Source organism: Pedobacter heparinus, from assembly GCF_032678725.1.
Taxonomy (GTDB): domain Bacteria; phylum Bacteroidota; class Bacteroidia; order Sphingobacteriales; family Sphingobacteriaceae; genus Pedobacter; species Pedobacter heparinus_A.
This window is the reverse complement of sequence record NZ_JAVTSC010000021.1, coordinates 14,365-40,044: the sequence shown is the minus strand read 5'-3', so window position 1 is coordinate 40,044 and position 25,680 is coordinate 14,365. Positions and strand designations below refer to the sequence as shown.

General features: G+C 42.1%; 18 protein-coding genes. All 18 read left to right on the top strand.

From position 1 onward, the window contains the following. Positions 1 to 30 precede the first annotated feature (30 nt). The 18 genes from R2Q85_RS23195 (at position 31) to R2Q85_RS23110 (ending at position 25,341) form a co-directional block, all read left to right on the top strand. Positions 31 to 1,269 (top strand): glycoside hydrolase family 27 protein, encoded by a 1,239-nt coding sequence (locus R2Q85_RS23195; protein ID WP_316814189.1) that lies wholly within the window; start codon positions 31 to 33, stop codon positions 1,267 to 1,269. 2 nt (positions 1,270 to 1,271) lie between these two features. Continuing rightward, the gene (locus R2Q85_RS23190) at positions 1,272 to 2,804 is read left to right on the top strand and encodes an arylsulfatase (RefSeq protein ID WP_316814188.1); all 1,533 of its coding nucleotides are present in this window, start codon (positions 1,272 to 1,274) and stop codon (positions 2,802 to 2,804) included. A 501-nt stretch (positions 2,805 to 3,305) separates the two neighbouring features. Then, positions 3,306 to 4,193 (top strand): AraC family transcriptional regulator, encoded by an 888-nt coding sequence (locus tag R2Q85_RS23185; protein ID WP_316814187.1) that lies wholly within the window; start codon positions 3,306 to 3,308, stop codon positions 4,191 to 4,193. A 211-nt stretch (positions 4,194 to 4,404) separates the two neighbouring features. Further along, positions 4,405 to 5,781 carry a sugar porter family MFS transporter gene (locus tag R2Q85_RS23180; protein ID WP_316814186.1) on the top strand — a complete coding sequence of 459 codons (1,377 nt, stop codon included), beginning with the start codon at positions 4,405 to 4,407 and terminating at the stop codon, positions 5,779 to 5,781. A gap of 138 nt (positions 5,782 to 5,919) precedes the next feature. Beyond that, positions 5,920 to 9,111 (top strand): TonB-dependent receptor, encoded by a 3,192-nt coding sequence (locus R2Q85_RS23175; protein WP_316814185.1) that lies wholly within the window; start codon positions 5,920 to 5,922, stop codon positions 9,109 to 9,111. A 10-nt stretch (positions 9,112 to 9,121) separates the two neighbouring features. Then, positions 9,122 to 10,690 carry a RagB/SusD family nutrient uptake outer membrane protein gene (locus tag R2Q85_RS23170; protein ID WP_316814184.1) on the top strand — a complete coding sequence of 523 codons (1,569 nt, stop codon included), beginning with the start codon at positions 9,122 to 9,124 and terminating at the stop codon, positions 10,688 to 10,690. Between the two features lie 56 nt (positions 10,691 to 10,746). After that, positions 10,747 to 12,342: an RICIN domain-containing protein gene (locus R2Q85_RS23165; RefSeq protein WP_316814183.1), complete on the top strand. Its 1,596-nt coding sequence runs from the start codon at positions 10,747 to 10,749 to the stop codon at positions 12,340 to 12,342. A 60-nt stretch (positions 12,343 to 12,402) separates the two neighbouring features. Next, positions 12,403 to 13,317: an FKBP-type peptidyl-prolyl cis-trans isomerase gene (locus R2Q85_RS23160; protein WP_316814182.1), complete on the top strand. Its 915-nt coding sequence runs from the start codon at positions 12,403 to 12,405 to the stop codon at positions 13,315 to 13,317. Between the two features lie 6 nt (positions 13,318 to 13,323). Beyond that, complete coding sequence (locus R2Q85_RS23155; protein ID WP_316814181.1) at positions 13,324 to 15,186, top strand: right-handed parallel beta-helix repeat-containing protein; 1,863 nt, start codon at positions 13,324 to 13,326, stop codon at positions 15,184 to 15,186. Positions 15,187 to 15,196: 10 nt separating this feature from the next. Further along, positions 15,197 to 17,863, top strand: coding sequence for an NPCBM/NEW2 domain-containing protein (locus tag R2Q85_RS23150; protein WP_316814180.1), 2,667 nt, complete (start codon positions 15,197 to 15,199; stop codon positions 17,861 to 17,863). Between the two features lie 25 nt (positions 17,864 to 17,888). Further along, positions 17,889 to 18,707, top strand: a complete 819-nt coding sequence (locus R2Q85_RS23145) for an SIS domain-containing protein (RefSeq protein WP_316814179.1) — start codon at positions 17,889 to 17,891, stop codon at positions 18,705 to 18,707. Positions 18,708 to 18,713: 6 nt separating this feature from the next. Next, the gene (locus R2Q85_RS23140; protein WP_316814178.1) at positions 18,714 to 19,499 is read left to right on the top strand and encodes an SDR family oxidoreductase; all 786 of its coding nucleotides are present in this window, start codon (positions 18,714 to 18,716) and stop codon (positions 19,497 to 19,499) included. Between the two features lie 6 nt (positions 19,500 to 19,505). Then, positions 19,506 to 20,843, top strand: a complete 1,338-nt coding sequence (locus R2Q85_RS23135) for an FAD-dependent oxidoreductase (RefSeq protein ID WP_316814177.1) — start codon at positions 19,506 to 19,508, stop codon at positions 20,841 to 20,843. Beyond that, positions 20,836 to 21,813 (top strand): ROK family protein, encoded by a 978-nt coding sequence (locus R2Q85_RS23130; RefSeq protein ID WP_316814176.1) that lies wholly within the window; start codon positions 20,836 to 20,838, stop codon positions 21,811 to 21,813. Before R2Q85_RS23135 ends, R2Q85_RS23130 begins: the two co-directional genes overlap by 8 nt. After that, positions 21,810 to 22,499 (top strand): creatininase family protein, encoded by a 690-nt coding sequence (locus tag R2Q85_RS23125; protein WP_316814175.1) that lies wholly within the window; start codon positions 21,810 to 21,812, stop codon positions 22,497 to 22,499. Before R2Q85_RS23130 ends, R2Q85_RS23125 begins: the two co-directional genes overlap by 4 nt. A 3-nt stretch (positions 22,500 to 22,502) precedes the next feature. Next, positions 22,503 to 23,126: a bifunctional 4-hydroxy-2-oxoglutarate aldolase/2-dehydro-3-deoxy-phosphogluconate aldolase gene (eda, locus tag R2Q85_RS23120; RefSeq protein ID WP_316814174.1), complete on the top strand. Its 624-nt coding sequence runs from the start codon at positions 22,503 to 22,505 to the stop codon at positions 23,124 to 23,126. A gap of 40 nt (positions 23,127 to 23,166) precedes the next feature. Beyond that, positions 23,167 to 23,421, top strand: a complete 255-nt coding sequence (locus R2Q85_RS23115; protein WP_316814209.1) for a hypothetical protein — start codon at positions 23,167 to 23,169, stop codon at positions 23,419 to 23,421. 129 nt (positions 23,422 to 23,550) lie between these two features. Beyond that, positions 23,551 to 25,341, top strand: coding sequence for a DUF4091 domain-containing protein (locus tag R2Q85_RS23110; RefSeq protein ID WP_316814173.1), 1,791 nt, complete (start codon positions 23,551 to 23,553; stop codon positions 25,339 to 25,341). Positions 25,342 to 25,680: the final 339 nt, after the last annotated feature.

Here is a 25,680-nt window from a genome sequence, read left to right as displayed (position 1 = left end):
AAGCACTATTAACTATCAAAACATATCAAAATGAAAAATCGATTAAAACAATATAAAAGGGCACTGCTGACGTCATTGTTTGGCATATTAATAGTGGCGATTCCATTAGAAAAGTCATGTGCTCAAAGTGCAAATAAGGATATTAAAGACTTGGGCCTTACACCTCCAATGGGGTGGAACAGCTGGAATTGGTTTGGAAAGAGAGATATCAACGACAAGGTAGTAAGAGAGGTTATCGACGCCATGACTACTGAGGGTTTGAAGAATGCCGGATATACATACGTAATAATAGATGGTGGCTGGCGAGACAAAAAGCTAGGACCTAATGGAAAATTGTTGCCACATCCTGTTAAGTTTCCAAACGGAATAAAGGTATTGGCTGATTATGCACATTCTAAAGGGCTAAAATTAGGATTACATACTGTACCCGGCACTCAAGACTGCGGTGGAGATCCGGTTGGAGGGTACGGCAATGAAGAAGTGCAAATAAAGCAATTTGTAGATTGGGGAATTGATTTCATCAAGTTGGATAAATGTAAATTTTCCGGGGGATGGAATGAGGAATTGTTAAAGGACATTTACTTAAAGTGGGGTGATATCATCAAAAGGAGCAATAGAGATATTATTCTGAATATCAGCGCTTATGAATTCAGAGATTGGAATCCAAAAATTAGTCAGATGTCACGAACTACATACGATATTGCAGCAAAAATAACCGGTGGCGCCAGTTTCGATTATGTTGAAAAAGTAAAGAACTTTTTAAGCGTAATGGCCATCGCCGAACAGAACAATCAATCTGCTAAATATGCCGGCCCTGGGTATTGGAATGATCCTGATATGCTTGTTACCGGTGAGCAGGGGTTAACTTTAGAAGAACAGAAATCGCATTTTGCACTATGGTGCATCATGTCTTCGCCATTGTTTTTAGGAAATGATCCTAGGCAAATGACTATGAATGAAAAAGACATTATTCTTAACAAATTTGCCATTCAAATCAATCAGGATCCAACTGAACAAGGAACATTAATCAAAGACAATGGTGATACAGAGATCTGGGCAAAAAAACTTAAAAATGGAAACGTTGCCGTTTTATTTTTAAATAGAAGTGATTCAGTTAATGATATTGAACTTGATCTTGCAAGCATTGGGTTTTCTTCAAAAGTTAGAATATTTGATGTTTATGAGAAAAAGGATCTCGGTCGTTTTTCTAAATCTGTGTCCAAAAAGTTGAAATCACGCTCTGGATTGTTTGTAATTGTTGGGAAATAAAAATGAACAAAATTCTTATAGCTATATTTTGCATTGGATTAGCAACGGCCGTACTGGCGCAAAATTCAAGAATCTCCAGACCAAATATCATTATAATCTACGTGGATGATCTTGGTTATGGTGACGTAGGCTGTTATGGGGCTAGGGGCGTTGAAACACCAAATGTTGATTTTATGGCGAGAAATGGGCTTAGGTTTACCGATGCACATTGCACAGCCGCAACATGTACTCCCTCACGGTTTTCCTTACTTACAGGAAGCTATGCTTTTCGAAACAAGGCCGAAATACTTCCCGGAGACGCACCGTTGCTGATCTCGCCAGGCACGCCTACATTACCTGCTATGCTACAAAAGGCGGGATATACTACCGCAGTTATTGGTAAGTGGCATTTGGGATTGGGTAATGGAAACCTGCAATGGAATGGAGATATTAAACCCGGGCCACTTGAAATAGGGTTTAACTACTCATTTCTGGTACCAGCAACATTGGATCGTGTACCCACAGTATTTGTTGAAAACCATAGTGTTGTAAATCTCGATCCTAAAGATCCAATCCGTGTAAATTATAACAAGAATATTGGGAATTGGCCTACTGGACTTGAACATCCAGAGTTATTAAAATTTAGAGCAGATACCCAGCATAGTAATACCATAACTGATGGAATAAGCAGGATAGGATTTATGATGGGGGGTACGTCGGCACTTTGGAAAGATCAGGACATTCCTATTGTATTATTGGAAAAGGTGAATAATTTTATTGCCGATAACAGAAAGAACCCTTTTTTTCTTTACTTTTCTTATACCGATATTCACGTTCCAAGAGATCCAAATCCACGATTTAAAGGGAAAAGCACAATGGGGTCCAGAGGTGATGCCATCAGCCAAATGGATTGGTCAACGGGAGAAGTGTTGAAAGTACTTAAGAAATTTGACTTAACAGAAAATACCATGATCATTTTTACTAGTGATAATGGTCCTGTTCTTGATGACGGATATGAAGACAAAGCAGAAGAACTTATTGGAGATCATAAGCCAGCGGGTCCGTTCAGGGGAGGCAAATACAGTGCATATGAAGCGGGAACACGTGTATCGACTATTGTATACTGGCCTTCAAAAGTTAAGCCTGGCATCAGCAAGGCATTGGTAAACCAGGTTGATTTGTTTTCTTCTTTGGCTACTTTAACGGGGCAAAAGTTAAACTCTGGCGATGCACCCGATAGTTTTGATCTATTACCAGCATGGATTGGTAGTTCTCAGAATGGGCGTAAATTAATGCTAGAAGAATCCTTTACGCTTGGTTTGCGTTCTGGAAACTGGAAATATATCGCCCCTCAGATCCAATCTGTTCCTGCTTGGCTGAAAGATAAAAAAATCGAAACTGGTTTAACACCTTACCCTCAATTGTATAATCTTCAGAAAGATGTTAGTGAAGAGATTAATAAAGCACAAGAATATCCACAAAAGGAACTGGAAATGCAACTTTTATTAAAAAAAATACAGCAAAGTAAAGGAACCCGTCCAGACTTTGATAAATAGGCTTCACTGGAAATTTAAAGCGTAAAAACTAGTTGTTCATATTCAGGATAATAGAATTATCTTTTTCTGGCAGGCTTATAGCCATTTGAAAGTTTCTAACCTGTTGGTCTTCACCCGAAGATGATAGTGAGATTGTGCTTGTTCAACCTGCTGATGTGTTGCTGTGCTTTTTCTTTTGGACAAAATGCTGGCTCGATGCAGCCCTCCGTGATATCACCGGCAAATCATGCATGACCATTATTAAAGCTGTTCTGGAAGGTAATTGGGATCCTCAACATTTGAAATAAGGAAAAAATCGAAAGAAGAGTTAAATAAGTATACAGCTTCAACCTGAGCCAAGCGGAGCTTCGTCACCTATTTGAAAGAAATTTCTCTTTGATATAGGGTGTGTTGTACAGAATTACTTGTCGTTCTTTTTTTTATAAGCCTTTTCCGTATATTCTCCAGATTACTTTACTTTGTTTCAGCCGGGGATATCCTGATATATACTTATTATATGATATGTTAAAGTTAAAAGACCATGGATTTGAAGGACAGCGAGCCATATGGTTTCCGCCCAAAGTAGCGGCACTTAGTGCAAAGCTCCAGCTCATTCAACATGCCTACATCACAGGAATTGGTTTTTACCCCCAGGCTAAATTTCATTACTTCGAAATTCCGGCTGCTGATCATCATAAATTAATATATAGTTTTACAGGTAAAGGATGGGTTGAAATTAATGGCGATAAGCTTCACATCAGCCCGGGAGATTTTTTTTTAGTACCCGAAGGCAGCAATCACAGGTATGCGGCCGACGATACCGAACCCTGGACAATATACTGGATCCATTTTAAGGGAAAGGCAGCAGATGCCTTTATAGACGCACATGTATCCAAACATGGAAGTTACAAAGGAAGTATACTTCATAGTCCAAAAAGGATCCGGATTTTCGAGAAAATGTATCAACATATTGAAAGAGGATATGGTCTTGACAATCTCCGTTATATAAATATGTGTTTGATAGGTTTCCTGAGTTCGTTTCTCTTCCCGGAAGAGCTTGAGAGCGATTCGAACGATCAACTGGTTTTAGACAACGTGAATGCCGCTATACAATATATGCAACAAAATATAGCGAAATCGCTCACCATTAATTTTCTGGCAGATCTGGTCAACATTTCCGCATCTCACTTTTCTTATATTTTTAAGAAGAACACCGGCGTTTCTCCTATGGAGTATTTCACCCAGCTAAAAATTCAACGGGCCTGCCAGTTCCTCCAGTTTACAGACCAACGGATCAAAGAAGTTGCGCTCAGCGTGGGGATTTCCAATGCTTATTATTTTACAAGGCTTTTTACAAAAGTAATGGGTTTATCGCCTAAGCAATATCGTGGAAAACATGGCTACAAATAGTAATATTGTGCATCTTTTTGGCAACAATGTTCATTTTATCAGCCCTGTATTGGACATAACTTTGAGTTAATCAATCAAATATAGCATAAAATTGAGATTTTGGTAAGATAGTGTTAAGCACGCGTAATTAGTAGGTTTGAACGTGTTATTGTATACCTTTTTATCAAACGGAGATTCTTACCCAATATAGATTAATTTAATAATTACATCAATGGCACCAATCATTCCTCATGTTGAAGTTATTTCCGCGCAGAGCGCAACCAGCTATAACCGAAGCTATGTTTACCTGGTTAGTGTTATCGCTGCAATGGGGGGACTATTATTTGGCTTTGACCTATCCATTATTTCAGGAACCGTTCGTTTCTTTAGTGAATATTTTCATTTAACTGAGGTCGGTACTGGCTGGGCCGTGGGCTGCATTAACCTGGGATCTGCTGTTGGTGCGCTGCTTGCGGGTAAAATCAGCGACCTTCTTGGCCGGAAGCAGACTTTGTTAATCTGTGCATTTCTGTTTGGAATTACAGGCTTGGGAACCGGGTGGGCGGAGAGCTTTTCTGTTTTTATCTTATTCAGGATGCTCAGCGGAGTAGCTGTGGGTGCTGCGGCTATGGTTTGTCCGATGTATATTGCTGAGATTTCTCCTGCTCCGTTACGCGGACGCCTTGTCGCATTCTACCAGCTTGCAATCACTGCCGGAATTTTGCTGGCTTACCTTTCAAATTATCTATTGCTAAATACAGGCGAAAACAATTGGCGTTGGATGTTTTCATCGCAAGCGGTTCCCTCGCTTTTATTTTTCTTCGGCTTGTTTATCGTATCTGAAAGTCCGCGATGGTTAATCCGCAAATCAAAAACTGCAGAAGCAAAAGCCATTTTAACCAGGATTGGTGGCAGTGGGTATGCACAGGAAGAAACAGCAATCATTACCAGAAGCTTTTCGCACGAAATAAAAGAAAATGTAAAGGACCTATTTAAACGCGATGTGGCCTTTATCTTGTTTTTGGGAATCTTAATTGCGGTATTTTCTCAGGCCGTTGGCCAGAACTCCTTATTTTCTTATACCCCTGAGATTTTTAAACAGGCAGGAATGCCAGAAGACAACGCATTCTTACAGTCTGTAATTTTAGGGTTCATTAATTTCTTGTTCACTTTCATCGCCATAGCTTCCATCGATAAGTTCGGCCGTAAAAAGCTATTAATGATGGGATCTATTTTACTTTTCATAGATGCGCTTGCACTAGGTTATGCCTTTTACGCACAGCTTCCGGGAATTTGGGTGCTGTCATTTGTATTGGCCTTTATTGCAATCTATGCTGCAACCCTCGGCCCTGTAACCTGGGTTGTACTTTCAGAAATTTTTCCGAACAGAATTCGTGGAAATGCAATGTCCATGGCCACTTTGGGTTTATGGCTGGCCAACTTCTTTACCACAGCATCTTTTCCTTTAATGAAAGCGTATTTAGGCTTGCCAGGAACATTTGCAGTACATGCAGGAATCTGTTTAATCTACTTCCTGTTCATCCGGAGAAATGTTCCAGAGACCAAAGGAAAGTCTCTCGAAGAAATTGAAACCACTTTAATCAAATAAATATGGAGCATACCAAAAGAAAGCAAAAATGATGTTAATCAAAAACCAGGAATGCTAGCACATCCCTGGTAAGTGTTGCTCAATGCAAATTGATTAATATGAATTGTTCGATAAACAACCAAAAAACCAAACAAAAGTATGAAATTTTATTCATTGTTCAGGTGTATGGGAAGGTCCCATACCTTGTTCCAGATTACAGGGCTTATAAAGCTAAGCACTGTTTTAGTAATCCTGTCGGCATTGCAAGCTAATGCTTCAGAAAATGATTTAAACGTTACTGTCCCGGCTGGAAACGCTGCGGTAGCTAAATGGTCTGTTCAATCAACTGCTATTAACGTTACCGGAAGTGTTAAGGATGAAGCAGGCCTGCCTGTTCCCGGAGCCGCAGTTAAGGTCAAAAGAACCAATGCTGTTGTTATTACGGATAGTAAGGGTGATTTTAGTTTAATAAATGTTCAGGGCGATGACGTTTTAATCATTTCCTACGTGGGATACACCACCACTGAGATCCCGATAAATAATCGATCGGTGATCGCTGCAACCCTTAAAGAACAATCACAAAGTTTGGCCCAGGTTGTTGTTGTTGGATATGGAACTCAAAGAAAGATAGATCTTTCGGGAGCAGTTTCTTCTATTAATTACGATGAAGAGCTACAGAACCGGCCTATTACAAATTTAACCCAGGCAATTTCAGGTAATGCCTCAGGTATTACCGTTTCACAAGCCTCCGGTCAACCTGGCAGAGATGGATCTACATTGAGGATACGAGGGGTAGGAACATTAAATGATGCAAATCCATTGATACTTATTGATGGGATTGTTGGTACTTTAAATAACCTTAATCCCAATGATGTAGCTGATATCTCCATTCTGAAAGATGCCGCTTCCGCAGCAATTTATGGATCACGGGCAGCGAATGGAGTTGTATTGGTAACAACAAAAAAGGGAAAGAGTGGTAGAACCATAGTTAATTATAACGCCTATTATGGTGTTCAGGAAGCTACGAATCTATTTAAGACGATAAATAATTATGCGACTTACATGGAAACAATGAACAAGATCTATAAGGCAGATAATCCGCTCGCGGCAAATGTTTTTCAGCAAACTACAATAGATGCCTGGAGAAATGCTACCGATAGAACATTATATCCTAATACAGACTGGATGAAGGTTATTTTTGAACAAGGTAACATGCTCAGGCATAATTTATCTGTTAGCGGAGGTACTGATAAAACCAAATTTTATTTGTCTGGTGAATACCTTGATAATAAGGGTGCAATGATAAAAACCGACATGAAAGACTATAGTTTAAGATTGAATCTTGACCATAACATCAACACAAAATTGAAAGTTGGTGGAAACATTTCAGCAAATTTGAAAACAATAAACGAACCATTTAATGTTTCTACGCTCTATAATTTTGGCGCAAATGCCACACCGGGCACTACCCCTAAATTAATAGTTGATGGCGAAACGAGATATGGCGGAAGAAATACTAATGATGAAAGTATTGAAGTAGTAAATCCGCTTCAATACGCCGAAACATGGTTTGCGCCTCAAAAAGAGCAGTATATTTTTTCAAAGCTGTATAGCGAATGGGAAATACTACAGGGGTTAAAGCTACAGGTAAATGGTAGTGCTATTTTTAGAAATCAACAAAGGAAAACTTATCAGTATAGCGGGCCTATTCAATATACCTGGAACATGCAAACCATGCAGATTGCCAATACTGTTGTAGCCGCAACCCCGTCAACCCTTACTCAAAGAAATGACGATGAGCTGAACTTAACCTTCTTCTCCACTTTAAATTATATTAAGGATTTTAATCAGGATCACCATTTTAATATTTTGGCCGGAATAAGCAGAGAAAAGTTCAATGATGGATTTATGCAGGGAATTGTGGTTGGTTTCCCTTCAAATGATCTATGGGAACTAAATGCAGGTTTGTCACAGCCCAGGGTTAGCGGACAATCTAATGTTTCTACCCTCTCATCTTATTTTGCCCGTGTTGACTATAATTATAAAGATAAGTACCTATTCCAAAGCAATCTTCGTTACGACGGATCTTCACGCTTTGCCAAAGGAAATCGTTGGGGATTGTTTCCTTCATTTTCAGGAGCATGGCGGCTAAGTGAAGAACCTTTCTTCAAAAGCGCAGATATCCCTGCTATAAGTAGCATTAAATTTAGGGGCTCATGGGGAAAATTAGGTAATCAGAATATTCCATTATATAGATCTATGAACCTTTATGGGATAGGACAGAATTATATTTTTGGCGGCACTACGAATTCGGGTATTGCACCTACCGCGTTATCTCATCCGGGAATTAGTTGGGAAACTACCACTACTACAAACGTAGGGGTGGATTTGGGTTTCTTTACGAATAAGTTAAATATATCAATGGATTGGTTTAACAAAAAAACCGACAATGTATTGGTACAACTGCCTTTACCGGCTACTTTAGGAAATCTGGTAGCACCTTTTCAAAATGTAGGTATTGTTAAGAATATAGGATGGGATTTGGAAGTAGCCTATAGAAACAAATTCAGAGCGTTCAGTTATGGTATTACGGGAAATTTAAACCATGTAGAGAATGAGGTTGTTAAATTCCAGAGCAATCCAAATACAATTCAAAGTCTTGGTAACAATTTAATTATCAAACAGGGTGAACCCATAAATTCGATCTTTGGGTATGAGGCTGTAGGTATTTTTCAGAATCAGGCCGAAATTAATGCCTGGCCTGCGCAGAAGACCTCTGGAACCAATAGCCCTGGTGATTTGAAATATAAAGACCAGAATGGTGATCATGTGATCAATGCCAGCGACAGGGTTATTATTGGAAATAATATACCTAATTTTTACTACGGATTTGGTGGAGAAATTGGCTACAAGGGATTTAATCTAAACTTTTTATTCCAAGGCGTAAGCAATGTCGACAGATATTATCAGAACTTATGGTATACTAGTGGGATAAGATATAGGAGAGCTATAAATGCAAAATTTCTTGAAGCATGGACTCCTGAAAATCAAAACACTACCGTACCGCGTGTTACAACAGACGGAAATGCAGACAATACAATCGCATCATCTTATTGGGTGCAAGATGCCTCTTTCCTACGGTTAAAAAACATTCAGTTATCTTATTCTATACCAGCTAAATGGGCAAATAAGATATTGGCCTCAAATATTCAAATTTATGCCAACGGCCAGAATTTGTTTACTAAAACCAAGTTCAACGGTTTAGATCCGGAGACGGCAACTCCTACAAATAGTATGGTTGAATATCCTAATGTCAAGATTATATCATTTGGAGTTAATGTATCATTTTAAAAATACTTTTATGAAAAAGACACTTTTTATATTACTTGCTGTGCTGTTGACAGCAACCAGCTGTAACAAAGATTTTTTGGACAGTAAGCCATCTGATCAACTCTCTGATACTAATTTCTGGAAAACAAGCGATGATGCAAAAGCAGGAGTTGCAGCGATTTACAACCAGTTGCAGTCTAATAGTATGGCTGCTGCTAATCAAAGCGTATTTATATATGGCTGGTATCTGTTTACTGAAGGAATCACCCCTAATGGTTGGATATGGTCCGAGTCGGGTCTTGGATATCAGCTTATTAGTAAAGGAAATCACAACGCTGCTTCTTCCGGTGCCATTCCAGAGAGATGGAAAGCTTTATACAGAGGAATATACCTTGCCAACCTTGCGATAGAAAATCTTCCCAATGTACCAATGGATGCAACCTTAAAAGCAAGATTAATTGCTGAGGCAAAGTTTTTACGTGCGCTATTTTATTATAATTTGGTAGATACTTATGGTGGCGTGCCGCTCGTTACTTCTATTTTGAAATTAGGTGAAGAACAACCAGCCAGATCTTCTAAAGCTGAAGTTATTAGTTTTATAGTAGCAGAATGTACCATAGCACAGGCTAATCTTTTAGCTGTTTATACTACCACTGATGTAGGGCGTGCCACAAAAGGTGCAGCAGTTACCTTGCAGGCAAAAGCCTATTTGCTGGATAACAAATTTGCCGAGGCAGCTGCTGCCTGTCAGCAGGTGATGGCTATGAATTATAGCCTCTATAACAATTATGAAGCAATGTTTACCAGCGTAGCAGCGGAGAATAATTCTGAGGTAATCTTTGATATTCAGTATGTTGGAGGTGGATTAGGAGAAGGTGGTGTTCACGACGCCCGATTTGGTCCTGCAAGTACCAGCAGCGCCGGCTTTAATTCTGTATTTCCTACACGTGAACTGGTTGATAGCTATGAAATGAAAAATGGAAAATCTATTACAGATCCAACCTCCGGTTATGATCCCGCGAATCCTTATTCAAACAGGGATCCTCGTTTAGATTATACAATTGTACGACCTGGCGCGGTTTGGAGGGGACTTCCTTATGCTAGTATCCAGATACAGGGCGGTAGTGCAACATATCTTGGATACCTGTTTCGTAAGTATGTTTTAACGGTAACCGGGAATCTTGTAAATGACTCACCACTTAATTTTATTGTTTTCAGATATGCAGATGTTCTGTTGATGTATGCCGAAGCAAAGAATGAAATAACCGCAGTGCCAGATGTAACGATATATAATGCTATAAACCAGGTTAGAGCCAGGCCCGGCGTAGCTATGCCTGCAATTGATCCTGGAAAAACAAAAGATGAAATGCGTGAAATCATCCGTAACGAGCGTAAAATAGAACTTGCATTTGAAGGGATTTATTATAGTGATATTCGTCGCTGGGGAATTGCTAAGGATCTAATGAATGGTAAGAGTATCCGTAAAATAAACGGTGATCAGTTGGATATAAGGACTTTTGTGGATGCTTTTTATCTATGGCCAATCCCACAAGGTGAAAGAGATTTGAACCCAAGCCTGACACAAAATATTGGTTATTAATTAATTGTTAACCATGGCAATAGAATGTTACTTGCTATAAACTAAAAAATATGAGAATGCTAAAATTCATAAAACAAGTACGCCTTGTAATTATCCCCAGAACATTGTTGCGCTGGGGTAGGGCAACAATAAGCCTCACCATTTTATTTACATTCAACAGTTGTGATAGAGAGGAACTGATCACCGCCGAGCCATTGACTGTGGACAACAAGGCCCAAAGCAATGGTTCTGCAGGCGTTTCCTTGGCAGGAACTGAATTTACAGTGGTAGTAATGCCAGATACACAGCATTATATGGCCGGCTTTTTCGGGGGTACGGTAGCCATGTTTAACTCCCAGATAAGCTGGATCAGAGCTAACAAGACTGCACAAAATATCGTTTATGTGGTTGGTGTAGGCGATGTGGTGGAGCATGGTGATAACCCAACCCATGTTGGGGAGTGGACGAATGCTGCTACCAACGGATATTATAAACTCGAGACCGATAATATTCCTTATGGTCTGGCCGTGGGAAATCATGACCAGGGACTTGATCCATATACCGATTGGGGCAATCCATTAACCAGCCCAACAGCAAAATATAACCAGTATTTCGGTCGCACACACTTTAACAACGCTTCACATTCTTACTGGAAAGGCAGTTACAAAACCACTGATAACGATAGCCACTACGATTTTTTTACCGCTGGAGGGCTTAACTTTATGGTCATTTACATTGAATACGATCAGTACAACGCAGATCGAGGTAATATGGCGGCCTGGGCAAAGCAATTATGTTTGGCTAACCCTACCCGCAAAGTTATTGTTGTAAGCCATTACATTGTACAAAATGGTACGCAAGGTTTTGATGGAGGGGGATTCGGAGCTCAGGGACAGGGTCTTTATGACTCGCTTAAGGTTGTGCCAAACGTGTTTATGTTCCTTAGCGGGCACATATCAGGCGCAACATCGGTGCTAGGTGAAGGGTACAGGGAAGATAATTTCAATGGCCGTACCATTCGTTCTTATATGTCTGACTATCAGGGCCGTGTGAATGGCGGCGATGGGCTTCTTAGGCTAATGAAATTTTCTGTTGATGGAGATGATGTGAGTGTAAAAACGTATTCGACATCCACTAGCAGTTATGAGACGGATTATAGCAGCCAGTTCACGAAGCCTTTATTTGGCCCAGCTCCGACCGCTTCGATAGCAAATGGTAAATATAAAATTATTGCAAAGCATAGCGGCCAGGCACTAGTAGTTAAAGACGCTTCCACCGCCAACGGTGCCAGAATAGTACAGTGGACTTATGCAGATAATGGTGTAAACAATGATCAATGGACGCTTACGCAGATCGGAACATCTGGTTATTACCGGTTTATAAATGTACTGAGTGGCAAAGATATGGCCATTTCTGGAGGGTCAACAGAATATGGTGCCGGTGATATCGGGATAGCAATACAATGGCCTTATAATGCTGCCTATCCATGGAACGATGAATGGGCATTGATACCTGTTAGTGCAGGTTATTACAAAGTGATAGCCCGCCACAGCGGATTGTGCCTGAACGTTGCCGGTGGTAACAATACATTGGGTGCTCAGGTAAAACAGTGGAAATATCTTGCTACGGATGCTATAGACAATGATTTATTTCAGTTTGTTTCTGTTCCATAAGCATATATTAAGTAAACTGCCTCTGGGCAGTTTACTTTTTTGTTCGTTTAAATCAGTTATATGAGAATTGTTTACATTTTATTGGTTTTTGTAATGTTTCAAGGTTGTGTGAAACAAAGCTGCTTTCAAAAAGGTCAAGGAGGCATGTGGTATATCATCCATGACGACAAAAGTGGCGACACTATTAACGTCGGTGACTATACTAAGTTATCAATGATCCAGAAGCGCCATGACGGGAGAGTGGTTTATAATTCCAACGATTATGACAACCGTCCGATAGTTAAATTTCGGGAGGAGTCTGCTTTCCGGGGAGATTTTTTTACGGGACTTGGTTTACTAAGTGAAGGCGATAGCGCGACCATTAAAGTTAGCCTGGATTCAATAGGTAAAGTCAAAGGGACACATGTAAATACCGGTAAATTTTTGGAGTATTCAGTAAAAATACATAAAGTGATCCACCGCGGAAATCTTAATGACAGCTTGTTTAATAAGGCCATTAATGATTTCTACCTGAAGGAAGCAGAGCTTGCCAAAGCACAGGAACCTGCAAAAATAAGCCGCTATCTTAAAATTAATAATTTAAAACCAGAGCAAAGTTCCTCAGGCCTTATGTACCTTATCAGGGAAAAAGGTATAGGCAAGCCTGCCAGTAGGGAGGATACGGTAGAGGTAAATGCTACTTTAAGATGTTTTAGCGGAAAAGTATTTGATACAAACTTGGCTGAAAATGCGAAACAAGGTGGTATTTTTAATCAACTTCTCCCCTATAAACCTATGAAATATCCCTTATCAATGCTGAATCCAACTTCAGGCTTCTATGAAGCACTGATAACCTTTCCAAAAGGAACTAAGGTTTTGTTAATCGTTCCCTCAAAACTTGCCTACGGTGCAAATCCTTTCAGAGAACTACAACCATATACACCATTATTGTGTGACATTGAAATTCTTGATATCATTCATCTTAAAACCAGATAACATCGTATGATCAAAGGTATCTTTTTAGTTATTTTATGTATATCATTTCATTCAGTGGGCTTTGCTGGTCAGCATCAAGTTAAACAGGATTTGTTTGACACTGTTAAGGTAACAGCTTATGGCATAACACCAAATAGTAGAGCGAATGCTGTTCCTGCGATACAGAGGGCACTAAAAGTATGTAAGCTGAAAAAGAATCCGCTGTTATTTTTTCCAAAGGGACGTTATGACCTTTGGCCGCAGCATGCCATTGAAAAGGTATATTATGAATCAAACACCTCAGATAACAATCCAAAGCGGAATGGCATTTTACTTGAAGGGCAATCCAATTTAACAATTGATGGTAATGATGCTGCTTTTATTTATCATAACAGGATGCAACCCATTACGGTGGAGAAAAGCACGAATATCCTGATTAAGAACCTGAACATAGACTGGGATATCCCACTAACGGCACAGGCCCGGGTTATCGATACTACTGCAACGTATATCACCATAATGCTCGACGAAAAGCAATACCCCTATGAAATAGATGCAGGAAAACTTTCTTTTATTGGAGAAGGATGGAAAAGTGGCGTTAAAATGGTAATGGAGTACGAATATGACAGTCACCTCATTGCCGCAGGAACAGGCGACGACCACGCCCTGGGTAAAGGGTGGCAAAATTATCGCGCCGAAAAACTCCAAAATGGAACTTTGCGTCTCTATCATTCCTTCAAACGAAGGCCAAAGCCAGGTAATGTGCTCATATTCAGGCACAGCGACCGGGATCATGCCGGGATCTTCATCACAGAAAGTAAAAATATTAAAATCGAACATCTTAATCTATATCATTGTGCCGGTCTGGGCATATTGAGCCAGTTTTCAGAAAACCTCAGCTTCATGAAAGTCAATATTATCCCCAACTCAAAAAAAGGAAGATATTTTAGTGGACATGATGACGGGATGCATTTTTCTTCCTGTAAAGGACAGATCTTAGTAGATAATTGTAAGTACGAAGGGCTGATGGACGATCCCATCAATGTCCATGGTATTTATGTTAAAGTGATTAAAAAATTAGGTACAAACCAACTCCTCTGTAGATTTATGGAGCGTATGAGTGTAGGTATGGTATGGGCAAGGAAGGGCGATCATATTGGATTTACAGATAATGCATCACTAAAGACTTTAGGGAAAGCAAGTGTAACTGCATTTAAACAAATAAGTACCACAGATTTTGAAATTACTTTAACTACTGCCATTCCGATATACGTTAAAGAGGGTCTCGGACTTGAAAATCTAACTTGGACACCCAGTGCAACAATTCGAAATTCTACGTTTGAAAGTTGCCGTGCAAGGGGGATTTTGGTAACCACACCTAAGGATGTATTGATAGAAAACAACATTTTTAGATCCAGTGGCTCAGCCATTCTCATCGCAGGTGATGTGAATTCATGGTATGAATCAGGTGCGGTAAGTAATGTAGTAATTAAAGGAAATACATTCCTTGCACCAGTACTTACTTCAAATTACCAGTTCAGCGAAGCGATCATCAGTATTTTTCCAGAAATACCTATTATGAACCAGTCTACACCAACATACCATCGAAACATTCAGATTATCAATAACAACTTTAATCCATACGATTACCCCATCTTATTTGCACAATCTGTACAAGGCCTAATATTTGAAAATAATACACTTACAAGAAGTTACGATTTCAGCCCTTTTCACAAAAGAAAAGTAGGTTTTTCTCTGATCGGTTGTAAGGCGGTCGAAATACGGAACAATAAAATAGACCAAAACCTGCTCGGCAAGAATATTTCTATCCAGCATATGCAGAAAAGCGATGTATCATTAATACAACCAGAACTTTATTTTGATAAATAACACTAATTATATGTCTAAACCCAGCAAAATAGTATTTTACAACCTAGCAGTTTTTGTATGCCTCACCCTAAGCTGTGCTAGTAATTCAGCGCTTGCGCAGGATATCAAACTCACTTATTTTCCGATAACCTATACTACCCAACGCATCGGACAGCTTAGCCTGAGCCATGAGCCGGGCGGACGCTTACCGCAAATCGGTGCCCGAAAATTTGCATACGGCATCAATATAGCTTCAAACAGTTACATTACTTATATCCTGGATGGAAAATATTCGAGGTTTAAAAGCTGGGTTGGAGTTGAAAAAAATGGGAAGGGACCGGAAACAGCAAAGGTGAAGTTCCAGGTATTTGGCGACGGGAATAAATTATATGATAGCGGTACAATGGAGGCAATAACGACTGCAAAGCAGCTGGACCTGGATGTTAGCCATATTAAAGAGCTTGAACTCCGTGTTGTGGATGCCGAAATCGGGGGCTATCCAACCAGCAAGATCAGAAGTCAGCTGTTGGTTAACTGGGCGGAACCGCAGTTGACTGAGGCTGTGGAACAGCTGCAAAAGCCAGCAGCTTCGAAAGTAGCCTACCAAATCAAAGGAGGGAATGGGCTTTCGCTTCAATTTGACGAAAACGGAAAAATTACCGGAGCGGTATCAGCAGGAAATAAACTGGCCCTTGCCGGAAGTACGTTGCTTACCAGGTGTAAGGAACTCCGCCTGCTGAGTGCGAAAAAGCTGGATGCCGGGGCATTGTCCTTTACCCGTCTTTTCGAAGACGAAAAAGGCAACCAGTGTGAGGTAACGGATACCTATACACCAACATCGAACTCGATCCGCTGGGACATTGAAATTTACGGAAAAGGAAAACCATGGAGTACAACAATTGTTTCCTCCATTTATTATCCGGTAAATAAGGATACCCGGTTCTGGACAGCCTGGTCCAATCCCGATTTAGCAGGTCCGGGTGTTTCAAATAATGACCTGGTTAAACCTTTCTGGAGCGATCCACTTGAAGTTCGGCCTATGATGAACAGTTCAAGATGGTACGGGGGAAATCCCAGTACCTTAGTGCCTACATCCGGCGACCTCTTTACCATCCCACAGGCTTGTATCATTGATCAAAAAACTGGCTACGCCATCAGCCTGGTCCAGTCCCCTGAAGACAAATTGCTGTATATGAAACTAATCACCACTGGTGACGGGACTGTGGAATTTCAGCGGCGCCATCACCGCATTGGAGGTGGAAACAAGCTGAAGTTCTCCATGGACCTGGTTAGCCATAAAGGCGATTGGAAAAGTAGCTTGAACTGGACGGTGAAAAGATACCCGGATTATTTTGAACCGCTGGCTGCAAATGCCCAGCAGGTTGGGGGTGCTGCCGCTTATTCAAGCTGGGAAGGCGAAATTGAGACAGAGAAATTAAAGAAAATGGCATTTAAATTTAACTGGAAGGCCAGCTTCGATTTTCCATATATGGGCATGTTCCTTCCACCGGCGGAAAAATGGAAAACTTTTGCAACTTCTGCCGAAGCTGCGAAAAATCCTGGCGCAGACGTTCCTTATGTTGGGGCTACAACCTCCAGGAAGCAACTGGAGGGATATTCAGCGTGGATGAAAAAGAATGGTTTTCATGTACTCAATTACTTCAATGTAACAGAATTCGGTACAAAAGTTAAAGGACCGGAAAGTGTTGATCCTGCTGTGAAGGAGGAAGACCTCTGGAAGGATGGCAACAATTTCCTTCACCGTAAAATTGCTGACGGCATTTTGTATGACCAGACGGGGAGCATGGCCTATTACCGTACCTGGGGCGATGCCATTATCATGGACCCGGCAGGAAAAAATTATAAGCAGTTCATTTTAGACCAGGCTCAGCGCCACATCGATTACCTGCCATCCTCAGCCGGTATCTGTATTGACAGGATGGATTGGTTAATTTATTTCAATGTGCATGCCGATGATGGAACCACCTGGTTTGAAGATAAGCCGGCACGTTCTTTATTAAATTCCTGGAAGGGCTTAATGGATGAAATTGGCCCGATCTTTCATAAACAGGGCAAATCCGTTTTTGTAAATCCCATTTTAACCATGCGGCTGGATCTTATGAAAAATGCTGATGGTATCTATAGTGAATACAATGAGATGGGGCCTGGACTCAATTCCTGTGTGTTTCTGGGGATGCGCAAGCCTGTTGCCGCATGGACCTGGAACGAATATTCGTTAAAGCCAGATCCGGACTATTACTTTCAGCGCTTTTTATACCTGGGTGTGTTCCCCTCAGCACCCGTTCCTGATAATAACCACGAGATTAAGCCAGGTGAGTTTGCCGATTACTGGTACCTCAGGTACGGACCACTTTTCAATGACATTATGGGAAAGAAATGGGTACTGGAACCAGATGTATATGAAATTATTGATCGTGAAGCCAAGGCCAATTTATTTGAGGTTGAAAATGGTTATGCCCTGCCAGTTGTGATGGCCAGGAAAGGGATGTCTTCGGTAGACTTGTCCATTGACCTTTCTAAGCTGAAGCTATCCGGGAATTACACCATAGACGTATTACTCCCCGGAAGCGAAAGCCCTGTAGTGATCAATACCACTAAATTAATAAAAGGCAAAAATATAATTCAGATCCCCATCCAGAGCCAGTGTGCCCTTGTACGGATAAAAAATAACAACTAAAACTAAAAAATAAACGATAACAATTATGATTGATGATCTGGCATTAAGCTTTCCTGAACAACTGGATGTTGTAAAAAATAATTTGATCAGACAAACAGCATTGCTGAAACAAGTGGCGAGCGTATATGCTGACGCACTTGGAAGCGGGGGGCTGGTCCACATTTATGCCAATGGACATTCCAGGGTTACTGTTGAAGAAACCACAGTCCGGATGGGTGCATTGACCGGGTTTCATCCGCTTTTATCCGGCGGCCTGACTACATTTACGGATGTGATCGGTTCCAATGGTTTGAGAATGTGCCAGTTCTTTGAAAAAGTAGAGGGGAGCGGTAAACAGCAGCTGGCCGAAGTAGATTTTGGGCCTAATGACGTGCTATTGGTAGTGACTGCTACCGGAACTACCATTGCAGCCGTCGATATAGCGCTTGAATTTAATAAGCAGTATCCGGAATTACCCCTGGTTGCGCTGGCTTCTGCTGAGCAGTCGCAACAGGCCCCTGTAAAACATTCCTCCGGTTTAAACCTCTGGCATGTGGTCAAGGCGGCTAAAAATGGCTACTTTATTGATAATGGCATGCCATCAGGTGATTTAACTGTAGGTGTGAACGGACAAACCGGAACTTATCAGGTTTGCCCTTTAAGCTCAATTGGCGCACTTGCGGTAACGCAGTCGCTCAACGAGTTGACCATTAAAGAGCTTGACCGCAGAGGCATCGCACATCCGGTGCTCCGCAATATGCACCTGGACAATACCGCCGATAATTATGACTCCTGGCTCCGTGACCAAAGGAAAAGATACGCAATGGCCAAACATCATCCGCAGGCAGTAAAACCAAATATTTAGGCTGAAATGGTGAAAGATCGTGTACTCCTGGTTACTGCCTCATCTGGTATTGGGGCAGCAACCATTAAGCTTGCCCTGCAGCAGGGAGCGAAGGTTTTTTATACAGCCAGAACGGAGCAGTCTTGCCGGGTGTTTCAGGAGGAATTGAATGCTTCAGGTTTGGAGGCTGCCTATCTGGCGGGAGACCTTACAGATCCTGACGCAGCTGGAAAACTGGTTGAAGGCTGTCTGGCAAAATACGGCAGAATAGACGGGTTATTCAATGTTGCCGGCATCAGCGGCAGGAGATTTGGTGACGGGCCTGCACATGAGTGCACAGATGAAGGATGGACAATTACGCTTCAGACCAATGTAGATACGCAGTTTCGCATGTGCCGTGAGGTGCTGAAGGTGATGTTGGCACAAGATCCGGACGAGCAGGGCCTGCGCGGCTGCATCCTGAATATGGCGAGTATACTGGGCATCGATCCGGAACCCAAATACTTCTCCACCATTGCATATGCAGCATCTAAGGGTGCTATTTTAAGCATGACCAGGACCATGGCGGCCTGTTATGCCAGACAAGGCATCAGGGTCAATGCCATTGCTCCGGGCCTGGCGATAACAAAAATGAGTGAAAGAGCGGCTCAGGATGCAGAAATAATAGAATTTATGAAACAAAAACAACCATTAACAGGACGGATAATGGAAGCCAGCGAAATTGCCGGCCCCGCACTGTTTTTGTTAAGTGGCCAATCTGCGGTTATTACGGGAGAAACGTTGATAACTGCGGCGGGCTGGGATTTAGTGTAAAGAGAAATGGATACAATAACATATCAAAAACAAATATCAGCAGCGGGAAGGTTTGACGTCATCGTAGTTGGCGCGGGTTCTGCCGGGGCAACAGCGGCAATCGCTTCGGCACGTGCCGGGGCGAAGACCCTGTTGATTGACAGGCTGCCTTTCCTTGGTGGCACAAGTACCGCTGTGCTGGATACTTTCTATGGTTATTACACTCCCGGATCAGCTGCGGTTAAAGTGGTTGGTGGCCTGGCAGATGATGTAGTAACCGGGCTAAACGCCTACAATGCGGCTTTTGAGCGGCCAAATACCTTTGGTGCAGGAACTGGAATTACTTATCACCCGGAGTACCTGAAAGTAGTGTGGGAAAATCTGGTGAAAGCTTCCGGATGCCAGGTGCTGCTGAATGCATGGGTACAAGATGTTTTCCGGGAAAATGGCCGGATCACAGGATTGTTGATAGCAACCAAAACCGGATTGTCATTCTTCCGGGCCGCATTTGTGATCGATGCCTCCGGGGACGCAGACGTTTGCTATTATGGTGGTTTCCCATTTGAACTGGCAGGAGAAACAGATCCTGCCCAAACCTTAACCACCACATTTAAAATGGTAAATGTGGACCTGGCTAAACGCAGGCAGGTGGCTAAGAACGACATCAACGCGATGATGGCCGAAGCGGCATCTGGCGGAAAGTATAACCTGCCCCGTAAGGAAGGAAGTGACCATATCACCCCAGTAGACCACATGACTGCCACCATAATGACCAGGCTAAAGTCCTACGAAAGCAGAAATGGAAAAATTATCAATGCCACCGATCCGGAATTATGGAGTACTGCAGAAATGGAAGGGAGATTACAGGCCATAGAATACATCAGGTTCTTAAAAGATTTTGTTCCTGGTTACGAAAAGGCAGAACTTTCTACTTTTGGCTTTCAGATCGGTGTGCGGGAAACCAGACGAATAACAGGGCATTATCGGTTAACGAGCGAGGATGTACTGTCTGCCAGGCAATTTGATGACCAGATTGGTTTATGTGGGGCACCAATGGAAGACCACCATGACGGGGCTGATACAAAATGGCAATACCTTCCTGAGGGCAGTTGCGTGGGGATACCTTACCGTACGCTGATCCCAAAGGAGAGCGAAAATTTACTCGTGGCTGGACGATGCTTTTCTGCGAGCCATGTGGCACACAGCAGCGTAAGATCTATGGCCCAGTGCATGGTGATGGGCGAGGCGGCTGGTGTTGCTGCGGCCATGGCGGTAAATCAGGGACAAAATACGGCTCAGGTTGACCCAACCGTACTGCGTAAAAAATTAACAGAATCCGGAGCTAAACTAAATTTAAATGGATAACTATTTTCTCACCTTCGACATTGGCGGTACCAGGGTAAAGTACGGTATGGTTTCTCCTTCAGGTAAATTGCTCCGGTCAGGGAGCTTTGCCTCCCCGGTTAATGACGGGGCAGCTATATTTTTTAACATACTGACCAAAAACATAGATAAAATTCTTGCGGAAACTGCTGGTGAACTTGAAGGTATTGGTTTAGGCTTATCGGGTGGCGTTGATCCGGATTTTGGCGTGGTGTTGCTACCCGGAAAATTTAAGGGGCTGGAAGGCTTTCCGGTAGTTAAATTGTTAAGGGAAAGGTATGATTGTCCGGTTATGGCGGATAACGACGGCCGGTTGGCTGCTTATGCCGAAAAATATTACGGGGCGGCGATGGACATTGACTGGGCAGTTGTGGTTACCCTGGGTACGGGCGTCGGATCTGGTGTAATTGTAGATGGTAAAATTTTAATGGACAGGCACCTGCTGTTCGGCACACAACTGGGCCACCTGATTATCAACAAAACAGCTGACCAAACTTGCCTGACCGGAAACCGGGGCACCGGAGAAATCTTCTGTTCCAGCACTGCATTGGCTTTGCAGGTCAAAAGCGCCATACAGCGTGGGATACCATCAATTTTGACAGATCTGTATTTTGAAAATCCGAATGCTATAGATTTTCAAAGTGTTAGTGATGCCTGCAGGGCCGGAGACCGCTTGTGTTTGCAGGAAATGGGCGTGTGGATTGATAATTTATCCATTTTGCTGATTAATGCCGTGCATGCCTATGGGCCGGAAAGAATTATTCTGAGCGGGGGCGCAAGTTTATCGGCCGACCTTTTCCTGGATAAGTTAACGGAGAAAGTTAACAAACAGGTATTCCGCTATTCCTTAAACCAGCCTGTTGAAATCATTGTTTCCTCGATGCAGGACTTTGCAGGCGTGCTGGGTGCAGCAGCCATGATCATTGAAAAATCAAAAATTAAAGCCATATGATGTTCGAATGGATTAATTTAACTTCTGAAGAAATCAACCAGCTGGACAGAAGTCTCCCGGTGATCATCCCCTTAGGCTTAGTAGAAGCACACGGCCCCCACCTGGCGGTAAGTGTTGATATAGATTCCGCAAATTATTTCGCCAGGCAGGTCGCATCTGGCACAGGCGTAATCCTTGCTCCTGGGCTGCCTTACGCTTTCGCCGACGAGATGCGGGAATATCCCGGCACACTGGGCATATCAGCAACAACTTTTATGTCGGTCATCAGCGATCTGTGCATCCGCCTCTGCCAGCAGGGTTTCCTGAAAATAATTTTTATTACCGGTCATGGCGCCAACAAAGCCCCCTGCGAATTGGCTTTTTACAAGGTCTGGGAGCAATATCCAAAATTTAAGGGTGTCTGCTGGAACTGGTGGTCAGATTGCGGGATCACAGGGATCCATCATGCTGATAAAGGTGAAACAGAAGTGGCTGCTGCTATCGGTACCATTATTTATAAAGACAGAATTAAGGACTTTCAGGTTAAAAAGCCATGGCACGCCATCAGATCGAGACATGAGCTTGATCCGGCGTCTGGTGGCATAAACGGAAAACCAAGTGAAATGAGTATAGAAAATGGAAAAAAGGTGGTCGCGACAGCACTGGCGGTGTTAACCGAAAAAGTACTGGCGGCTAAAAATGATTAAGGCATGAGAAAAATATCATTTGAAAAAATTCTGCCTGCAGTTACCATTGATCAGCCTGACAAGGCCATATTAGTTGCTGAAGCGCTAATTGCAGGAGGCTTAAACCAGTTGGAAATTACTTTCCGCACCAGCTCAACAATAAAATCGATTACAGCAATCCGTGAAAACTATCCCCACTTGTTAGTTGGCGCGGGTACAATACTGACCATTGAGCAGCTCTATCAAGCTAAAGATTCTGGTGCTGCATTTGGGCTGTCACCAGGCTTAAACCCAAAGATCATAGCAAAAGCAGATAAAATCAACTTTCCATTTATTCCAGGGGTGATGACCCCATCAGAAATAGAACTGGCATTAGCGTTAGGCTGTAAATTAATGAAGCTGTTTCCGGCAGGTAACCTGGGAGGTATTGGAATGATCAATGCCCTGAATGGGCCCTATCTGCATACAGGTATCCAATTTATCCCGATGGGGGGTATTAATGTGAACAATATGAATGATTATCTGTCCATAGGAAATGTGTTGGCTATCGGAGGTTCTTGGCTAGCGTCTGAGGCTTTAGTGAATCAGGCCGCCTATGCGCGGATTACCGCAAATACCAAAGAAGCAATGGCAAAGTTAGCTCAATAATAGATTTGGACACTATGACTAACCTTACCAACGGACAGTAATACATCCTACCTTTGATAAAGACACCGTAGAAATAGTAAAGTGGATGCCGAATATTAATAAAATGGGACTCAGACTATGGGTAAATGCGTTGTGGCCAAACCATAATGGAGGGCATGATGACGATAGAGCTGTGGAGATGAATGAACCTGACCAATCCTGGGGATGGTTAATAAATAATGGAGCAAATATTATCCAAACAGACAGGCCAAAACAATTGCTAGAATATTTAAGGAAGAAAAAATTGCATCAATAATCATTATCTATCTTGATTGCCACAAAATTAATTAACAGTTACCGGAAAATACATCCTGATCCGCTAAAGATTAAAAAAGAAATCACATGAGTTGATATATTTAACCGAACCAGAACTAAATTTTAATTTATGAAAGTGACCACAAAGCTTTACCAGTTAATTTGTTTAAGCGCCTTAATCGGAATTTCCGGGGCCGGATTTTGTCAGCAAACGAATTGGGACAAAGGGCAAACATTTACAGAAGCTAACGACCCCCTGAGAACAGACAACAAAAACTGGTTACAGGTAAAACCGGGCTTACACAGTTCTTTTGTTACTATTGATCAACGTTATGCTAAATCTGAAGTGCCCAAGGTTAAGATGGAGCGGTCAGCGCAGGTAGTAGGATGGAGAGGAGAACGTTTGTCGGTCCAACTCTTACTCTGGACCGCAGATTCTATTCCCGGGCTGAAAGTAACGGTATCCGATTTTAAATCGAAAAAGGGTAAAACACTCAAATCAATCGCTTATGCCCGGTTCCAACGGTATGTATTAACAGACGAATACGGATCTGGTCGGGCTTGCGGAAAACGCAACGCTGCAGATTTCCCCAGTTCTTTATCTGCAGATATGCTGGACGATCTCTCCTCCTTCAACCTGGAAAGGAAAAAGGTGAGGCCGGTGTGGATTACCATAGAAATTCCCAGAAAAGCAAAGCAAGGCTCCTATTCGGCAACAGTACAGGTTACCAGCCGCCAGGGAAAACAACAGAAACTGAACTTATCCCTGGATGTTATTGGTCAGCTGCTTCCGGAAGTCTCATCATGGAGCTTTCATCTGGATCAATGGCAACACCCCTCAGCAGTTGCCCGGATAAATAAACTACCGGTATGGAGCGGGGCGCATTTCGAGGCCATGAAACCCCAAATTCAGCTCCTGGCAAATGCCGGTCAGAAAGTGATTACGGCTACGTTGAACAAAGATCCCTGGCATGTGCAAACTTTTGACCCTTATGAGGATATGATCATCTGGACAAAGGAAAAGGATGGAAGCTGGTCGTATAATTATCGGGTTTTCGATAAATGGGTGTCTTTTATGATGGGGCTTGGGATCAAGAAGATGATCAACTGCTATTCTATTGTTCCCTGGAATAATGAAATCCATTATAAAGATGCCATCACTAGCAAGTTTGTAAACGTAGTAGCCAAGCCCGGCACCCAAGCATTTACCGATATGTGGGAACCTTTCCTGAAAGATTTTGCAAAGCATCTGGAACAAAAAGGCTGGCTCGAAATTACGAACATAGCCCTGGATGAAAGGAATAAGGAGGATATGGGCTTGGCATTTGCGCTTATAGAAAAGGTAGCCCCCAAGCTTGGCGTTGCCTATGCAGATAACCAGAAGACCTATAAGCGTTACACCAACAGTGATGATGTGAGTACCGCGGTCCAACATCCGATCGATGCTAATGATATCGCCGAGCGCAGAAATAAGGGGTTGAACACCACCTTTTATATCTATTGCGGAAATAGCTTTCCCAATCAATTTACTTTTTCCGATCCCGCTGAGTCTGCTTATTTAGGCTGGTATACCCTGGCTACAGGCTATAATGGCGTGTTGCGCTGGGCTTATAATTCCTGGGTGGAAAATCCTTTGATAGATTCCAGGTTCAGAACATGGCCTGCCGGAGACACTTATATTACTTATCCGCAAGCCAGAAGTTCCATCAGATACGAGCGTTTGCTGGAAGGCATCCAGGACTATGAGAAAGTGCTTGTGGTAAAGCACATGCTGGAGCAAAAGAATGACCTTGTTACGTTAAAGAAATTGAATGATGCCATTGATAAATTGAAAAGTTATTCCCGCTATGATGGCTGGAACAGCGATCTGAATACAGCAAAACAACTGCTCAACAGCATTTCAGTATCCTTGTCTAAATAGCACATAAAAAGCCTGCTGTCATTAGATAAGCAGGCTTTATATTATCAATGGCTTAATATTGGCAAATGGAATTTTGTCTTGTACATTTAAACCAATTCTGTTATAGCTTGTTCAATTTCATATACGGTAAAATATTTAGATGTTTCCGTATCCAATGGTATGGCCTGGGGCCTTGATGAGAAGACATTTTAAGGTCTTTGAATTAAAAAAGCAGCCTCTGGCCGGATGTAGATGAAAACTAGCAGTTAGACATCCTTTTAAACAAGAACAGGTTGAAGTAATTACGGCAGCAACTTTAAAAGACGGCACAGTGATGCATTGGAAATTTATGATGGTAAC

What these genes read in the sequence shown, in the direction of transcription:
- R2Q85_RS23195 (WP_316814189.1), top strand. Translation starts at nt 31, where the DNA reads ATGAAAAATCGATTAAAACAATATAAAAGGGCACTGCTGACGTCATTG.
- R2Q85_RS23190 (WP_316814188.1), top strand. Translation starts at nt 1,272, where the DNA reads ATGAACAAAATTCTTATAGCTATATTTTGCATTGGATTAGCAACGGCC.
- R2Q85_RS23185 (WP_316814187.1), top strand. Translation starts at nt 3,306, where the DNA reads ATGTTAAAGTTAAAAGACCATGGATTTGAAGGACAGCGAGCCATATGG.
- R2Q85_RS23180 (WP_316814186.1), top strand. Translation starts at nt 4,405, where the DNA reads ATGGCACCAATCATTCCTCATGTTGAAGTTATTTCCGCGCAGAGCGCA.
- R2Q85_RS23175 (WP_316814185.1), top strand. Translation starts at nt 5,920, where the DNA reads ATGAAATTTTATTCATTGTTCAGGTGTATGGGAAGGTCCCATACCTTG.
- R2Q85_RS23170 (WP_316814184.1), top strand. Translation starts at nt 9,122, where the DNA reads ATGAAAAAGACACTTTTTATATTACTTGCTGTGCTGTTGACAGCAACC.
- R2Q85_RS23165 (WP_316814183.1), top strand. Translation starts at nt 10,747, where the DNA reads ATGCTAAAATTCATAAAACAAGTACGCCTTGTAATTATCCCCAGAACA.
- R2Q85_RS23160 (WP_316814182.1), top strand. Translation starts at nt 12,403, where the DNA reads ATGAGAATTGTTTACATTTTATTGGTTTTTGTAATGTTTCAAGGTTGT.
- R2Q85_RS23155 (WP_316814181.1), top strand. Translation starts at nt 13,324, where the DNA reads ATGATCAAAGGTATCTTTTTAGTTATTTTATGTATATCATTTCATTCA.
- R2Q85_RS23150 (WP_316814180.1), top strand. Translation starts at nt 15,197, where the DNA reads ATGTCTAAACCCAGCAAAATAGTATTTTACAACCTAGCAGTTTTTGTA.
- R2Q85_RS23145 (WP_316814179.1), top strand. Translation starts at nt 17,889, where the DNA reads ATGATTGATGATCTGGCATTAAGCTTTCCTGAACAACTGGATGTTGTA.
- R2Q85_RS23140 (WP_316814178.1), top strand. Translation starts at nt 18,714, where the DNA reads ATGGTGAAAGATCGTGTACTCCTGGTTACTGCCTCATCTGGTATTGGG.
- R2Q85_RS23135 (WP_316814177.1), top strand. Translation starts at nt 19,506, where the DNA reads ATGGATACAATAACATATCAAAAACAAATATCAGCAGCGGGAAGGTTT.
- R2Q85_RS23130 (WP_316814176.1), top strand. Translation starts at nt 20,836, where the DNA reads ATGGATAACTATTTTCTCACCTTCGACATTGGCGGTACCAGGGTAAAG.
- R2Q85_RS23125 (WP_316814175.1), top strand. Translation starts at nt 21,810, where the DNA reads ATGATGTTCGAATGGATTAATTTAACTTCTGAAGAAATCAACCAGCTG.
- eda (WP_316814174.1), top strand. Translation starts at nt 22,503, where the DNA reads ATGAGAAAAATATCATTTGAAAAAATTCTGCCTGCAGTTACCATTGAT.
- R2Q85_RS23110 (WP_316814173.1), top strand. Translation starts at nt 23,551, where the DNA reads ATGAAAGTGACCACAAAGCTTTACCAGTTAATTTGTTTAAGCGCCTTA.